Annotated in this window: 15 protein-coding genes; 4 read left to right on the top strand and 11 right to left on the bottom strand. The window is 72.5% G+C overall.

The window, feature by feature from the left end; translation table 11 throughout:
- Window positions 1–46 precede the first annotated feature (46 nt).
- Entirely contained in the window at window positions 47–460 is a 414-nt protein-coding gene (locus tag ACIBKY_RS24615) for a hypothetical protein (protein WP_397099743.1), read from the top strand.
- The gene (locus tag ACIBKY_RS24610; RefSeq protein ID WP_397099741.1) at window positions 445–1314 is read left to right on the top strand and encodes a hypothetical protein; all 870 of its coding nucleotides are present in this window, start codon (window positions 445–447) and stop codon (window positions 1312–1314) included. The genes ACIBKY_RS24615 and ACIBKY_RS24610 overlap by 16 nt, the downstream gene beginning before the upstream one ends.
- Here the strand turns inward: ACIBKY_RS24610 and ACIBKY_RS24605 are convergent.
- The 6 genes from ACIBKY_RS24605 to ACIBKY_RS24580 form a co-directional block, all read right to left on the bottom strand.
- Window positions 1219–1593: a thiol-disulfide oxidoreductase DCC family protein gene (locus ACIBKY_RS24605; protein WP_397099739.1), complete on the bottom strand. Its 375-nt coding sequence runs from the start codon at window positions 1591–1593 to the stop codon at window positions 1219–1221. The genes ACIBKY_RS24610 and ACIBKY_RS24605 overlap by 96 nt on opposite strands.
- Before the next feature lie 33 nt (window positions 1594–1626).
- Complete coding sequence (locus tag ACIBKY_RS24600) at window positions 1627–2352, bottom strand: ABC transporter ATP-binding protein (RefSeq protein ID WP_397099737.1); 726 nt, start codon at window positions 2350–2352, stop codon at window positions 1627–1629.
- Window positions 2345–4177, bottom strand: a complete 1833-nt coding sequence (locus tag ACIBKY_RS24595; RefSeq protein ID WP_397099735.1) for a dipeptide/oligopeptide/nickel ABC transporter permease/ATP-binding protein — start codon at window positions 4175–4177, stop codon at window positions 2345–2347. The genes ACIBKY_RS24600 and ACIBKY_RS24595 overlap by 8 nt, the downstream gene beginning before the upstream one ends.
- The gene (locus ACIBKY_RS24590) at window positions 4177–5112 is read right to left on the bottom strand and encodes an ABC transporter permease (protein WP_397099733.1); all 936 of its coding nucleotides are present in this window, start codon (window positions 5110–5112) and stop codon (window positions 4177–4179) included. The genes ACIBKY_RS24595 and ACIBKY_RS24590 overlap by 1 nt, the downstream gene beginning before the upstream one ends.
- 11 nt (window positions 5113–5123) lie before the next feature.
- Window positions 5124–5549 carry a hypothetical protein gene (locus tag ACIBKY_RS24585; RefSeq protein WP_397099731.1) on the bottom strand — a complete coding sequence of 142 codons (426 nt, stop codon included), beginning with the start codon at window positions 5547–5549 and terminating at the stop codon, window positions 5124–5126.
- Window positions 5550–5679: 130 nt separating this feature from the next.
- Window positions 5680–6909 (bottom strand): PucR family transcriptional regulator, encoded by a 1230-nt coding sequence (locus tag ACIBKY_RS24580; protein WP_397099729.1) that lies wholly within the window; start codon window positions 6907–6909, stop codon window positions 5680–5682.
- A gap of 219 nt (window positions 6910–7128) precedes the next feature.
- Here ACIBKY_RS24580 and ACIBKY_RS24575 point away from each other — a divergent pair, with 219 nt between their 5' ends.
- Window positions 7129–7992 carry a proline racemase family protein gene (locus tag ACIBKY_RS24575; protein WP_397099727.1) on the top strand — a complete coding sequence of 288 codons (864 nt, stop codon included), beginning with the start codon at window positions 7129–7131 and terminating at the stop codon, window positions 7990–7992.
- On the opposite strand, the gene ACIBKY_RS24570 is transcribed toward ACIBKY_RS24575, so the two are convergent.
- From ACIBKY_RS24570 to ACIBKY_RS24560, 3 genes are read right to left on the bottom strand one after another with little or no spacing between them, the layout of a single operon-like run.
- Window positions 7982–9145: a dipeptidase gene (locus ACIBKY_RS24570; protein ID WP_397099725.1), complete on the bottom strand. Its 1164-nt coding sequence runs from the start codon at window positions 9143–9145 to the stop codon at window positions 7982–7984. The genes ACIBKY_RS24575 and ACIBKY_RS24570 overlap by 11 nt on opposite strands.
- Window positions 9135–9806, bottom strand: coding sequence for a pyridoxamine 5'-phosphate oxidase family protein (locus ACIBKY_RS24565; RefSeq protein WP_397099723.1), 672 nt, complete (start codon window positions 9804–9806; stop codon window positions 9135–9137). The genes ACIBKY_RS24570 and ACIBKY_RS24565 overlap by 11 nt, the downstream gene beginning before the upstream one ends.
- Window positions 9807–9823: 17 nt before the next feature.
- Window positions 9824–11353 carry a gamma-glutamyltransferase gene (locus ACIBKY_RS24560; RefSeq protein ID WP_397099721.1) on the bottom strand — a complete coding sequence of 510 codons (1530 nt, stop codon included), beginning with the start codon at window positions 11351–11353 and terminating at the stop codon, window positions 9824–9826.
- Between the two features lie 171 nt (window positions 11354–11524).
- Between ACIBKY_RS24560 and ACIBKY_RS24555 the strand changes: the two genes are divergently transcribed.
- A complete protein-coding gene (locus tag ACIBKY_RS24555) occupies window positions 11525–12559 on the top strand; it encodes a dipeptidase (RefSeq protein ID WP_397099719.1) in 1035 nt (344 codons plus the stop codon).
- A 6-nt stretch (window positions 12560–12565) separates the two neighbouring features.
- Here the strand turns inward: ACIBKY_RS24555 and ppk2 are convergent, their stop codons facing one another.
- Both ppk2 and ACIBKY_RS24545 read right to left on the bottom strand, forming a co-directional pair.
- Complete coding sequence (gene ppk2, locus ACIBKY_RS24550; RefSeq protein ID WP_397099718.1) at window positions 12566–13534, bottom strand: polyphosphate kinase 2; 969 nt, start codon at window positions 13532–13534, stop codon at window positions 12566–12568.
- Window positions 13535–13601: 67 nt separating this feature from the next.
- Complete coding sequence (locus ACIBKY_RS24545) at window positions 13602–14081, bottom strand: hypothetical protein (protein ID WP_397099716.1); 480 nt, start codon at window positions 14079–14081, stop codon at window positions 13602–13604.
- Between the last annotated feature and the right edge of the window lie 13 nt (window positions 14082–14094).

The raw sequence follows: 14094 nt of genomic DNA, 5'->3' as shown, positions 1-14094 counted from the left end.
ATAGTTTCCTGGGCGCATGGGGGCAATTCTTACCCGGGGGAGAAGAATGTGGCGCCTGGTCGCGGCTACCGCCGTGCTCGTGGCGCTCGGTTATGGCACGGTCGCGGGTGACGACGACCTTTTCCCTTTCGGGCCAATGGTGCAGTACGCGTTCAGCATTCCGCCCGACGGCAAGATCGGATCGCTGATCATGGAGGCCGACACCGCCGCGGGCACACGCGTGGAGATCCCGATCGAGCCGTACTACGTCGGCATCCGCCGCGCCGAGCTCGAAAGCCAGCTCGGGCGCTACGTGGCCGAACCGTCGCTGCTGCAGGAACTGGCCGACAACCACGCCAGGATCCGCCCGGAGGACCCGCGGCTGACCAGGATCTACGTGATCACCAAGGTCATCACGCTGAAGAACCGGCGCCCGGCGTCGACGCACAAGGTGGAGAGGGTGACATGGCAGGTCCGCTGACAAGGTGGTGGTTCCCGCAGGAGCCGCTGCGGCGGGTCCGTCTCCTGGGAGTCATCGTCTATCTGTTCCTGCCGGTGGACATGATGCTGTTCACCGGCGGGGTGTGGGGGCACGCGCACGGCTCGTCCCTCTACCGGCCGGTCCTGGTGGCGCGGCTGCTCCACCTGCCCGGGGCCAGTACGGCGCTGGTGTACACGCTGTTCACGCTCGTCGTGCTCGCCGCGCTCGTCGCCGCCGCCGGCCGGCTGCCGAGGGTGGCGGGGTACGTGGCCGCGCTCGGCTACACCTACTGGGCCGTCCTCGCGATGTCGTACGGCAAGGTCGACCACGACCACCTGGCCCTGATCGTCACCCTGTTCGTCCTGCCCACCGTGGTGCGTACCGCCGGGGCGGCGCGGAGCGGGCAGGCGGCGGGGTGGGCGTTGCGGTGCGTGCAGATCGCCGTCGTGGCCACCTACTTCCTGTCCGCCTACGCGAAGATCCGGCACGGCGGGTGGGAGTGGCCCAACGGCGCCACCTTCCAGTGGGCGGTCACCCGGCGGGGGACGTTCTTCGGGCACTTCGTGGCGGGCATCCCCGGCGCGCTGCTCATCGGCCAGTGGGTGGTGCTGCTGGCCGAGACGGCCTCGCCGATCCTGCTGTTCCTGCGCGGCAGGGCACTGTACGCCGGGGTGGCGTTCTTTCTCGCCTTCCACTTCCTCACCTGGGCGGCCATCACGATCCACTTCCTGCCGCACGTGATCTGCCTGGCGGCGTTCCTACCTCTTGAGCGGATCTTCCAGCGCGCACGCCGCGGTGCCGCCGGGCAGCCGGTGCCGGTTGCCGGCGACAAGCCGGTAGACGCCATGGGCTAGCCAGCGGATCGGCGGCAGCCGCAGGATCGCGCCGAGCGGGCTCCAGGGCAGGCCGGCGTGCAGGAGGAGCTTGGCCACCGCCTGGGCGCCGCCGTGGACGCCGGTGCCGGACACCCACAGCAGCTCGTGGCGCGCCCGCCGCTCCGTCACGCCGAGGGCGGCCAGGTCGGCCGCCTGCCAGGCGGTGATCCGCGCCCGGACGCGCATGCGCCGCTCGATGAAGCGCACGCACGTCGTGCAGAACCCGCAGTCTCCGTCGTAGACGAGCACGGCTGTCATGGATCCAACCTAACCCCTACCGGACCGGGTGCGTCACAGGCGGGCGGCGTCGAGGAGGTCCTGGGTGTAGGGGTGGGCGGGGGCGGTGATGATCTGGTCGGTGGGGCCGGACTCCACGATCGCGCCCTGGTACATGACGGCGATGTGGTCGCTGACGTACCGGACGACGGCCAGGTCGTGGGAGATGAACAGCATCGTGAGCTCCAGCTCCCGGCGCAGGTCCCTGATCGTGTTGAGGATCGCGCCCTGCACCGAGACGTCGAGGGCGGAGGTGATCTCGTCGGCGATGACGACCTTGGGGCGGCCGGCGAGGGCGCGGGCCAGCGCGACGCGCTGACGCTGGCCGCCCGACAGCTGGCCGGGCAGCATGGACGCGCGGCCGGGGTCGAGGCTGACCCGCGCGAGCAGGTCGGCGACGGCGGCGCGCCTGGCCGCGGCGCCCTTGCGGGCCTCGCGTGGCATGGGCTCGGCGATGGACTCGCCGATCGTCATCCGGGGGTTGAGCGCGGAGTAGGGGTCCTGGAAGACCATCTGCAGCGGGCGCCGGCGGGCGGAGGTCACGTCGGCGCCGTCCAGGAGGACGCGGCCGGAGGTGATCGGCGACAGTCCGACGGCGGCACGGGCGAGGGTGGACTTGCCGGAGCCCGACTCGCCGACCAGGCCGACGGTCGTGCCGGACGGCACCGCGAGCGTGACCCCGTGCACGGCGCGGGCGGCGCCGAAGTGGACGGTCACGTCGTCGAAGAGCAGGTCACTCATGGGGCGGCTCCGGGTTCCAGCAGGCGAGGAGGTGGCCGGGCGCCGTCCGGGCCAGGGCGGGATCCTCGCGTACGCACCGCTCGGCGGCGAGGGCGCAGCGCGGCGCGAAGGCGCAGCCCGGCGGGACCTCGTGCGGGCCGGGCGGGCGGCCGGGGATGGTCGCCAGCGGCTTGTCCAGGTCGGTGTCCAGGTCGGGGACGGTGGCGAGCAGGGCCCGGGTGTAAGGATGGCGCGGGGTGGCGGTGACGGGCAGATCCTCGACCACCCGGCCGGCGTACATGACCAGCAGCCGCGAGCAGGTCTTCCTGACCACGGAGATGTCGTGGCTGATCAGCAGTACGGCGGCGCCGTCCGCCCGGATGCCCGACAGCAGGCGGAGCACCTCGCGCCGGACCCTGACGTCCAGGGCGGTGGTGGGTTCGTCGGCCACGACCAGGCGCGGCCGCGCCATCAGCCCCATGCCGATCATCGCGCGCTGCCGCATCCCGCCGGAGAACTCGTGCGGGTACTGGCGGGCGCGGCGTTCCGGCTCCCCCACGTGGACGGCGCGCAGCCGGTCGACGGCGCGTTCCATGGCGGCCCGCCGCGACAGCCCCCGGTGGGCCTCGGCCACCTCGGCGAGCTGGCGGCCGATCCGCCGGGCCGGGTTGAAGGAGGTCATCGGGTCCTGGAAGACCATGGACAGCGAGGGGCCGAGGAGCGTACGCAACTCCCCCGGGCGGGCCGACAGCAGGGGGACGCCGAGGAAGTCGAGGCGGCTCGCCCGCACCACGCCGGGCGCCTCGATCAGGTTGGAGACGGCCAGCGCGGTCAGGCTCTTGCCGGAGCCCGACTCCCCCACGATGCCGACCGCCTCGCCGGGGGCGATGGTGAAGCTGACGCCGCGGACGGGGGTGACACCGGGGAAGGCGACCTCGAGGTTCTCGGCCACGAGCAGTTCGTCCTCGCCGCGGGCGACCTTCGCCGGGGCGGGCGGCGGCCGTTCCCGCACCCGGGTCCTGGGCACGCGGATGCCGATCACGGCGGCGGCCGTCTCGCCGAAGAGGTTGAACGCCAGCCCGATGACCACGACGGCGATCCCGGGCGCCAGGGCGGCGGCGGGGTTGGTGTAGATGCGGCCGAGTCCTTCGCCGAGCAGCCGGCCCCAGTCGTATGCGGGCGCCTGGACGCCGATGCCGAGGAAGGAGAGCCCGGCGAAGGCGAGCAGGGCGGCGCCGGCGCCGATGGTGGCGTTGACGACGAGGGGTTCGCCGATGTTCGGCAGGATGTGCCGGGTCATGAGCCGGATCCTGCCGACCCCGGCCACTTTGGCGGCCGAGACGAAGTCGCGGCCGGAGACGGAGGCGGCCAGGGTCTGGGTGAGGCGGGCGAAGGCCGGCGCGCCGGCCAGGCCGATGGCGAGCACGGCGCCCTTGACGCCGACCCCGAAGATGACGGCGAGGAACAGGGCGAGCAGGAGGGCGGGGAAGGCGACGGCGATGTCGACGGCGGCGGTGACCAGGCGTCCGGCCCGCCGGGGCAGCACCGACGGCGCCAGGCCCAGGATCACGCCGGCGACCAGGCCGATGGCGGTGGAGGCGAGCGCGAGCGAGACCGACAGCCGGGTGGCGACGACGACGCGCAGGAACAGGTCGCGGCCCAGGGAGTCCGTGCCCAGCAGGTGGCCGGCGGAGGGGCCCTGTTTGATGGCGCTGGTGTCGGTGAGCTCCGCGGCCTCGCCCCAGAGGAGGGGCGCGAGCACGGCGAGCGCGCCGACGAGGACCAGCAGGACGGCGGAGCAGGCCCCGATCGGGGTGCGGACGGCGGCGAGCCATTTGCGGGCCATCAGCCCTCCTTGATCGCGGATCGGGGGTCGAGCGCCGCGAGGAGGACGTCGACCAGCAGGTTCACCAGCAGCACTCCGGCCCCGTAGACGAGGACGACGCCCTGGACCATCGGGTAGTCCTTCCGCAGGATCGACTCGACGATCGTGGAGCCCATTCCCGGCCAGGCGAAGACGTTCTCCACGAGCACGGTGCCGACGACCATCCCGGTCAGCGTGAGTCCGGCGACGGTGAGGGTGGCGGTGAGGGCGTTCGGCAGCGCGTGCCGGAGGTAGACCACGCGGGCGGTCAGGCGCTTGGCGCGGGCCGTACGGATGTAGTCGTCGCCCAGGACCGACAGCAGTTCGACCCGCACGATCCTGGCCAGGATGGCCGCGGGCGCGATCGCGAGGGCCAGGACGGGCAGGACGTAGGAGATGAGCTCGTCCCGCCCGGCCACGGGAAACCAGGGCAGCTGTACGGCGAAGGCGTAGACGAGCCCCACGGCCAGCAGAAACTCGGGGATGGCGGCAAGGAAGACGCCGGCGGAGGTGAAGGCCAGCTCCCCCGCCCGGCGCCGCCCGCCCCTGGTGAGGACGGCCATGACCAGCCCGGCGGGGATGGCCGCCGCCAGCACCAGGGCGAACGCGGGCAGCGCGAGCTTGACGGTCTCGGGCAGCCGCTCGCCGATGGTCTGGGCCACGGGCATGTCGCTCACCATCGACGTGCCGAGGTCGCCGGTCACCAGGCCGCGCAGGAAGTCCAGGTACTGGGCCCAGAGCGGGTCGTCCAGGCCGAGGGCGGCGCGCCGTTCGCGGATGAGCTCGACCGGCGCGGTCAGCCCGAGCGCGCCGCGCACCGGGTCGCCGGGAATGAGGTGGATCATGAGGAAGGCGGCGGTGACGAGGACCCAGAGCGAGACGGCGAAACGGCGGGTCCTGCGCAGCGCGAACGCCAACCAGGGACTCCTCACCGCAGCACCCCGATGCCGGCCGGGATCGGCTGCCGCAGCCGGCCCTCCGTCGCGGCCTTGGCCCATCCGGCCGGGTCGGGCGGGGTGGCGGTGCGGCCGGGATCGGCGGCGGGCAGGTGGCCGGTCGCGGAGTCGGCGGCGCACGGCCGGGCGAGGCCGGCGCCGGGGCGGCCGGCGCGCTGGTGGTACCAGAGCTCGCCGAGGATGGCCGGCACGACCGTGCCCTCCTGAGTGACGTTGACGAGCGCGTCCATCTCCCCGAGCGCGAGCGGGAGCAGGTTGCGGTAGGGATCGAGGATGCCCTGGTCGAAGGTGAAGGTGCCGTCCTTGGCCAGGGTGTGCCCGCCGCCGCCCGGCGGTGACGCACCGGCGCGACCGGTGGCCGGGGCGGTGGAGACAAGGAGGGTGAGCGGTTTGCGCATGGGTGGTTCCAATCGGCCGGCGTCCCCCGGTCTGAGCTGGTTGCGGCTCAGTTTCATACAGGGGAGGCCGCCGTCCTAACGACAGCAGTCGCAAGAATGAACCCGGCGCTTCGGCAGATTGTCGGAAGTCTCAGAGGTGGTGGCGCAGGCCCATCAGGCGGGCGATCTTCAGTCCGAGGTGGAGGGCCAGGCGGTCCTCGCCGTTGGCCAGGTGCGCGCCGGTGTACTCCTCGATCCGTTGCAGCCGGTAGTACAGCGTGGTGCGGTGCACGTACAGCTGCTCGGCGGCGGCCTGCACGTCGCCCGCGTGGTCGAGGAAGGCTTCGAGGGTGTCGGCGAGCTGTTCGCCCTTGGCCCCGGCGTCCAGCAGGTGCCGCAGGCCCGGCGGGAGCGCCTGGGGGGTGAGCTCGTCGGGCGGGATGCGGACCAGCAGGCCGTAGACGCCCAGCCGGTCGAAGCCGGCGACCCGGCCGAACCCCTCCACCAGGCGGGTGACACGGGCGGCCCGCCGGGCCTGGCCGTAGGACCGGAAGAAGGCCGGCAGCTCGGTCACGGGCTCGCCGATGCCGGCGGCCACGTCGGCGCCCGGCAGGTCGCGGTCGAGGTGGCCGAGAAGCTCTTCCGCGAGGTGGCGTTTGGCGTCACCGCTGACCAGCGGGTCCTTGTCCGACAGCAGGAGCAGCCCGTGGTCGCGGCGGACCAGGCTGATGTGGCGGCGGTCGGACAGGCGGCCGCTGACGCGTTCGAGCCAGCCCTCCAGCGTGGAGCGCTCGATGTCGGTCAGCGCCTGCTCGCCGGCGTGGACGGTGACGACCATGGCCACGACGGGCTCGGCGGCCACGAAGAGGTCGGCGTCGATCAGCTCCTCCGCGGCGTGCTCGCGCAGCCGGGCGTCGTCGGCCACGACCAGGTCGCGCACGAGTTCCCTGGCCCGGCTGCGGTACAGCTCCTGGGCGAGCTGGTCGCGCTGGATGACGATGGCGATCGTGTCGAGCGTGGCCAGCACGCTCCCGAGCTCCTCCTCCGACAGCGGGTCGTCGCCTTCCAGGACCCAGATGAACCCCAGGAGCGCGCCCTCCTGCCGGATCGGCACGCACAGCCGCTGGATCGTGGCGCCGATCTCGGGCGCCACCGGCGGGCGGAAGGGCCCCGGCGCGGAGCGGGCACCGGCGCCGAACGTCCACTCCAGCGCCCCGTCCGGGACGTCGCGCCGGAAGATGGACTGCTCGCGCAGCCGGTCGATCTCGCCGTACTCGTGCGAGGAGAAGGCCAGTTGCCGCAGCCGCCGGTCGTCGACCGTGACGTTGCGCTGCAGCCGCCGGCCCAAGCCGTCCACGAGACGCTGCAACTCGCTGGTCACAGCGGTGAGCCTATAACCCGAAACACCACTGTCAGCCGGAAGTACGCTCATTTCCGCACGATACGCGCGCCCGCCCCCCGTTTCCTCCGCGCCCGGACGAAGCCCGCGTGGTCCGCTTTCGACGGCTGTCCAAGCAACCGCCGCCCGTCGCAACCGGGCCCCGCTCTTTCCTGCGTCCGTCCGTCGAGCGGCGGGCCCGCGCGAGCCGACGATGGCGGCATGACTCACAGGTTCCTGGCCAGCGGTTCGACATCGGGTCAGCCCGTCGCCTGCGCCGACCTCACCTCGATCGCCCACGGGGCCGGCTCGATGGCCGGGGTCGGGGCTGTGCTCGGCCCGGCTCTGGAGGAGGTGCGCGCGCAGTTCTTCACCGCGATGGCGGGCGATCCGGGCGCGATCGTGGCGGTGGTGACCCGGCCGCCGCGTCCCGACGCCGACGACGGGCTGCTGTTCGTGGCGGCGGGCGGGCCGCTCGGCGGATGCGGCGAGGCGTCGATGTTCGCCGGGGCGGTACGCTCCCCCGGCGACGGGGCCACGGTCGTCTTCGACACGGCGGGCGGGCTGATCCGCGCCACCGACCGGGGTGACGGCACGGTGACGCTGCGCATGCCGCCGGCGGCGCGGCCGCCGGGCACGTACGTGGTCGAGGTGGGCGGGCGGCCGTACACGGTGCGGGCGGTGAGTGTCGCGGGCAACTCCTTCCTCGCGCTGCCCGCCGCCGCGGCGGGCCTGGACCTCGGCCGCCCGGACGAGCTGGCGGGGCCCGGCGACGCGTTCCTGCGCGAGGCGGGCGCGGCGCTGGCCGCGCGGACCGGTGAGCGGCCCGGCCTGCTGCTGCTGACCGAGCCCGTCGTGGACGGCGCCACCCGCAGCGCGGTCGTCTGGGGCGAGCGGATCGTCAACGTCGGCCCGTGCGGCACCGGCACCTGCGCCCGTCTCATCCTCGCGCTCGCCGACGGCGAGCTGACCGGGGGCGAGACACTGCGTCACTTCAGCCCGTACGGCAGCGCCTTCGAGGCCCGGCTGGACCGGGCCCGCGGCTGGGGCATCCTGCTGCGCGGCCGGGTGGACCTCAGCCGTTGACCGCCTCGAACACCCGCAGGAAGTTCTCCCCGATGATGCCGCGGACCTGGTCGTCGTCATAGCCGCGCGAGACCAGGCCGCGGGTGAGGTTGACCAGGTCGCGGTAGTCGCGGAAGCCGTCGAGCGTCCTGGTCACCTTGTCGATGCCGTGCTCGGGCCGGAACCCGAAGTCGGCCTGCCTGCCGGCGAAGGCCGCCTCCATCACGTGATGGGGCAGCGCGAGCGGCCAGTCCGTGCCGATGGCCACGTGCTCCCAGCCGACGAGGTCGCTGATGTAGTCGACGTGGTCGAGGAACAGCTCGATGGTCGGGTCCGGGTCGTCCGGCGCGGCCAGGAAGAACGGCACGACGTAGACGCCGATCACCCCGCCCGTCCCCGCGATCGCGCGCAGTTCCTCGTCGCTCTTGGCCCGGTCGTGGGCGAAGACGGCGTTGGCGGAGGTGTGGGTGGCGATGACCGGCTTGCGGGAGGCGGCGCAGGCGTCGAGGGTGGTCTGGCGGCCCGAGTGCGCGGTGTCGACGATCACGCCGACGTCGTCGCAGCGGCGCACGAACTGGAGCCCGAAGTGGCTCAGCCCGGGGTCATAGCGCTCGGTGCAGCCGGCGCCGATGAAGTTCATGCTGTTGTAGGCGCAGTCGACGGTGTTGAGCACGCCCAGGTCGTGGGCGATGTCGATGAGGTCGAGGTCTCCCGGGGCGAGCATGTTCGTCTGGACCAGGCCCCAGATCGCCTGGCCGCCGGCGGCGTGCGCGGCCCGGATGTCGCCCGCCGTACGGGCGCGGCGCATCCACGGGAAGGCCTCCAGCGCGCGGGCGGCCAGGTGCGCGGCGTCCAGGATCGACGCCTTGTCCCTGAGCACGTAGCCGCCGGTGGCGGGGGCGGTGACCCCGGAGGCGTCCATCAGTTCCTTGTACCTCGGGAACTGCCCGGCCAGTGCCTTCTTCTCCAGGAAGAAGGCGACGGTGAACAGGTCGTCGGAGCCGAGCGCGTCCAGCTCGGCGATGAGCTCGCCGGTCCAGACGTCGGGTGAGCAGGGGCCCTGGTAGAGCAGGTCCACGACGACGCCGTCGTGGTGCAGCCGCCGTGCCCGCTCCTCCTGCTCCGGTGTCAGGCCGAAGTCGAAGCGGCCGTACACGCGTTCCTCAGAGGCCATCACGCCTCCACTCCACCAAGGCCGGCCGGGGTTCGACGCCCGGCTTCAGCTGCGGGTCGGGGACCAGGGTGGTCGCGGACACCCGCAGGAGCACCTCGCCCGCCCACACGTCCAGGTCGTAGTCGCCGGCCCGGTCCATGGGCGGGCCGGTGCGCACCTTGGCCGAGCACTCCAGCAGCGGCACCGCCAGCACACGCGTGCTGTTCAGCTCGGCGTCGGTCAGCGGGCGCAGCTCCGGGATGCGGCCCGGCGCGATCCGCTCCACCAGCGCGTGCATCGCCTCCAGCTTCTCCTGCCGCTCCAGCACCTCGTGGGCGGCGCCGAGCACCACCACGGAGCGGTAGTTCATGGAGTTCTCCATCACCGAGCGGCCCAGCACCAGCGAGTCGACCACGGTCGCCTCGACGCAGATGGGCTCGCCCAGCATGCGCTCCAGCATCCGGTTGCGCTGGGAGCCGTGGAAGTAGAGCAGGTCGCCGACGCGCGTGTGCAGCGTCGGCAGCACGTACGGCTGCCCGCCGTCGGCGAAGGCGACCCGGCACATCAGCGCCTCGTCGAGGATCCGCCGCACCAGCGCCGGATCGTAGGATCCCCGATCCGCCTTGCGCCGGACCCGTACTCTCGGGCTCGCCGGTCCTGGAACCTCGTCGTTGCTCGTCACGGGCCTTCCTTTCTCCATCAGTGACCTGCCGCGCTACCGAGCCGGCGCGGGTCGGCGACTCCGTGCAAGGTGCCGTCCTCGTCGATGGCGACGGCCTGGCAGCTGCCCATCTCCACCTCCCACGGCGAGACGCGGGTGACGCCGATCCCCCGCCGTTCCACCTCGGCGATGACGTCCTCGCCGATCGTGGCCTCCACCATCGGCCGCCTGCTCGGGTACAGGGACGCGCCGAACATCGGCCGCAGCACCGACTCCCCGGGCGACATGCCGTGTTGCAGCACGTTCGCCGAGTTCTGGAAGACGTTCTGCAGCGCGGAGATGCTCGGCGAGGCGGCCGCGTACACCGGCCGCCCGTCGCGCAGGGCCAGCAGGGACGTCGACCAGCCGTCCGGGATCGGCACCACCGGGTCCGCGCACAGGAACATCGGGCGCGGCACGATCACGCCGTCCACCGTCAGCCCGGCGCCGAACGGGGTCGAGGTCGCCGAATGCGTGCCGTGCGCGATCATGCCGCGCCCGTCGACGGCGACGATGGCGTTGGTGCCCAGGTTCATGGCCTCGAACGGCCTCGGCTCCCCTTTGAGCACCCGGGGCAGCAGGCGTTCCGCCGTCTCGGGTGAGACCGCCCCGGCCATGTCGGCGGGCTCCCGTACGCGGTAGCCCGCCGAGACGTCGGCCAGGCCGTGGTGCCAGGCCTCCTCGACGATGCGCATTCGCGTGTACAGGTCGTCGGTGCCGGCCAGCTCCGACAGGCTGAGCAGGAGGGCGTACAGCGGGCCGCTGGTGTGGAGCTCCAGCCCGCCGGCCACCGGCAGCGGTGTCAGGTCGCCCTCGGTGACCGCGCTCGCGGCCATGTCGTCGAGCGTGATCCGGCCGCCGGCCCCTCTGGCCGTCTCCACGTACCTCCTGGCGAACTCGCCCTCGTAGATGTAGCCGGGCCCCTGCTCGGCGAGCTGCTCGATGGTGCGGGCCAGCGCGGGCTGACGCAGCACCTCGCCCATCCGGAAGAGCCGGCCGCCCGGGAACCAGATGTCGCGCCCGGCCTCGAAGCGGCCCGCCGCCCGCCGGAACTCGAAGGCCCATCCCCACAGGAGCTCGTCGGCCACGAACCCCTCGCGCGCCGCCACCTGCGCGTCGCCGAACAGGTCCGCCCACGGCAGCCGGCCCCATCGCGACCACGCCGCGTGCGCGGCGCCGGGCCATCCGGGGGCCACCACGGTCCGGCCCGACAGGCGGGCCGCCTCGTCCAGATCGCCGTCCTCGGCCGCCGGGATCGTGCCCAGATGTCCGAGGAAGCGGCTGCGGCCGTCGGCCGGGTCGAAGACCGAGATGAACATCGTGCCAGCGAGCGTCGTCATTGTGGGCTCGACCACCGTCTGCACGGCCGCCGCCGCCAGGTAGGCGTCGACGGCGCTGCCGCCTCTTCGCAGCGCCGCCAGGCCCGCCCGCGTCGCCGCCGGATGCGACGTCGAGATCATCCCGTGCCGGCCCGTGGCGGAGATGTGCTCCGGATCGGGTAGCGCGGGACGCGCCGGAATCCCACTCATCTGGTCTCCTCCTCAAGCTCGGTGCTGTCCGAGTCTGATTCGGCGGCGGTGCGGTTCCGATGGACGGTGGTCGGAAATAGGGCCCGCGATCTGCTACACCTGCCGATGCCGCCCCCGGCGGGCGTCGGCGTAGCCTCGGTCGAGATCCCACCCGGCCGAGGAGATTCCCCCATGGACGCCATGGCCCTGCACCGGCAAGCCACCGTCGCCGACACCCACAACGACCTGATCCTCCTCGTCGACCACCACGACCGGCGCGGCGACCGGGACCACTTCGCCGAGTACTGGCTGCCTCAGTTGCGGGCCGGTGGGGTGAACGTCCAGGTGCTGCCCATCTGTGTCGAGGAGCAGTTCCAGTCGGAGGGGGCGCTGCGCCGTACCCTGTTGCTGATCGAGCGCGTCCACGAACTCGCCGAGGAGCACCACGACGAGGTCGCCGTCTGCCTGACCGGCGCCGACGTCGACGCGGCGGTCGCCGCGGGCAGGATCGCGCTGATCATCGCGCTGGAGGGCGCGCACGCCGTCGGCCAGGACCCGCGCCTGATCAACGCCCTGGCCAGGACCGGGGTACGCGTCGTCTCCCTGGCCCACTACGGCCGCACCTTCCTGGCCGACGGCAGCGGCCTGGACGACAGCTCCGGCAGCAGGCTGACCCCGCAGGGCCTCGACGTGCTGCGCGAGATGGAACGGCTCGGCGTCGTCTTCGACATCAGCCACCTCGGCGTCAACGGCGTGGACGAGGTGCTGGACGTGCTCACGCGCCCGTTCCTGGCCACCCACTCCGCCTGCCTGGAGATCACCAAGATCCATCGCAACCTCGGCGACTCCCAGCTGCGGGCCATCGCCGCACGCGGCGGCGTCATCAGCGTCGCGGCGGCGATCCCCATGTTCATCGACCCCGCCGGCTCCAGCGCCGAGCGGGTCGTCGACCACATCGAACACCTGGTGAGCGTGGCCGGCGCCGACCACGTCGGCCTCGGCCCCGACTTCATCGAGGACTACTTCCGGCAGGTCTTCGGCGGCTGGCCCGCGCAGACGCCCGGCGTCCGGGACGGCTTCGCCCCCGCCGAGATCGAACGCCCCGCCGACCTGCCCAAGATCACCGAGACGATGGTGCGCCGGGGCTTCGCCGAGGCCGACATCAGGAAGATCCTGGGCGAGAACGTCATGCGGGTCCTGCGCGAGGTGATGGGCCGCCCGCTCTGATCGGGGTCAGCGCGCGCCGTTCATGCCGGTGTGGTCCTCGTCGACGATGTCGGCGGCGGAGATCACGATGCGCGGGTCGGGGGTCTTGACCACGCTCTCGTCCTTGTCCTCGTAGTCGAACAGGCTCAGGACGTGGCGCATCGCCTCCGTCCTGGCGCGCTTCTTGTCGTTGCTCTTGATCACCGTCCAGGGCGCGATCTCGGTGTCGGTGTGCAGGAACATGTCTTCCTTTGCGGCTGTGTACTCGTTCCACCGGTCCAGCGACTCCAGGTCCATGGGCGACAACTTCCACTGCCGGACCGGGTCGACCTGCCGGATGATGAACCGGGTGCGCTGCTCGGCGCGCGAGACGGAGAACCACAGCTTGACCAGGTGGATCCCCGACTCGACCAGCATCCGCTCGAACAGCGGCGCCTGCTCGACGAACTCGAGGTACTGCTCATCCGTGCAGAACCCCATGACCCGCTCCACCCCGGCGCGGTTGTACCAGGAGCGGTCGAACAGCACGATCTCCCCCGCGGAGGGCAGGTGGGCGACGTAGCGCTGGAAGTACCACTGGGTCCGCTCGCGCTCGCTGGGCTTCTCCAGGGCGACGACCGTGGCTCCGCGCGGGTTGAGGTGCTCGGTGAACCTCTTGATCGTGCCGCCCTTGCCCGCGGCGTCGCGCCCCTCGAACAGGATCACCAGCCGCCCGCCGGTGTGCTTGATCCAGTACTGGAGCTTGAGCAGCTCGATCTGCAGCAGCCGCTTGTCGTGGTCGTAACGCGCCCGGTCCATCCGCTCGGCGTACGGATAATGCTCGCGCCAGGTGGACACCGCCTGGCCGTCGGCGCGGATCAGGACCGGGTCGTCGTCGTCGGAGCTGTCCACGCTCAGCCCCGGGGTGAGCTCCAGCAGGTGGCTGTCCTCGGCGGCTGCCTGCGGATCGACGACCCCTTCTCCGGCCGGGGGTGCGCCGGCCTCAGTGTTTCCCATGTCACCCAGGTACCCGCGTACGCCCAAGACCTTCCGGCGAACCAGGAGAACGTTGGGCAAACACCGCTCAGGGCTCGCGGGGTGGCGCGGGCACCTGGCTGTAGTCGACCTCCGGCAGCTTGGTGATGGCCCCGGCGCCCACGCGGACGTGGACGACGCCCTCACCCTGGGCTCCGGCGCCCGGCGGCACCGCGAGGAAGCCCTCCCAGCGGTCCGTCCCGCGCCGCCAGGCCAGCAGGAAGGCCGGGTCGCCGCCCTTGACCAGGACCATCGGCGGCATCCGCAACGGCCGCGGCTCCGCCTCGCCGGGGCCGGGGCGCGGCACGGCCGAGTAGTCGACGCTGGGCAGGTTGTTCAGCTCCCCGGCCGGCGCCCAGCGGTAGTTGAGCCCGTGCACCGGCTCGCCGCGCACGTCGACCTGCGACTGCGGGACGGCCAGGCGGGCCTCCCAGTGGCCGGTGCCGCGTCGCCAGGCGAGCAGGAACGCGGGTGTCTTGCCCTGGTACAGAACCATTGGCGGCATCTGGAGCGGTTCGACAGCATCCACACCCGGAGAGTAG

This window comes from Nonomuraea sp. NPDC050394 (assembly GCF_044459065.1).
In the GTDB taxonomy this organism is placed as follows: domain Bacteria; phylum Actinomycetota; class Actinomycetes; order Streptosporangiales; family Streptosporangiaceae; genus Nonomuraea.
The sequence above is the reverse complement of the archived record's forward strand: the minus strand, read 5'-3'. Positions and strand labels throughout refer to the sequence as shown.

Bases quoted from the DNA above. Each gene is read 5' to 3' on its own strand.
- ACIBKY_RS24615 (WP_397099743.1), top strand. From the start codon at position 47: ATGTGGCGCCTGGTCGCGGCTACCGCCGTGCTCGTGGCGCTCGGTTAT.
- ACIBKY_RS24610 (WP_397099741.1), top strand. From the start codon at position 445: ATGGCAGGTCCGCTGACAAGGTGGTGGTTCCCGCAGGAGCCGCTGCGG.
- ACIBKY_RS24605 (WP_397099739.1), bottom strand. From the start codon at position 1,593: ATGACAGCCGTGCTCGTCTACGACGGAGACTGCGGGTTCTGCACGACG.
- ACIBKY_RS24600 (WP_397099737.1), bottom strand. From the start codon at position 2,352: ATGAGTGACCTGCTCTTCGACGACGTGACCGTCCACTTCGGCGCCGCC.
- ACIBKY_RS24595 (WP_397099735.1), bottom strand. From the start codon at position 4,177: ATGGCCCGCAAATGGCTCGCCGCCGTCCGCACCCCGATCGGGGCCTGC.
- ACIBKY_RS24585 (WP_397099731.1), bottom strand. From the start codon at position 5,549: ATGCGCAAACCGCTCACCCTCCTTGTCTCCACCGCCCCGGCCACCGGT.
- ACIBKY_RS24575 (WP_397099727.1), top strand. From the start codon at position 7,129: ATGACTCACAGGTTCCTGGCCAGCGGTTCGACATCGGGTCAGCCCGTC.
- ACIBKY_RS24570 (WP_397099725.1), bottom strand. From the start codon at position 9,145: ATGGCCTCTGAGGAACGCGTGTACGGCCGCTTCGACTTCGGCCTGACA.
- ACIBKY_RS24560 (WP_397099721.1), bottom strand. From the start codon at position 11,353: ATGAGTGGGATTCCGGCGCGTCCCGCGCTACCCGATCCGGAGCACATC.
- ACIBKY_RS24555 (WP_397099719.1), top strand. From the start codon at position 11,525: ATGGACGCCATGGCCCTGCACCGGCAAGCCACCGTCGCCGACACCCAC.
- ppk2 (WP_397099718.1), bottom strand. From the start codon at position 13,534: ATGGGAAACACTGAGGCCGGCGCACCCCCGGCCGGAGAAGGGGTCGTC.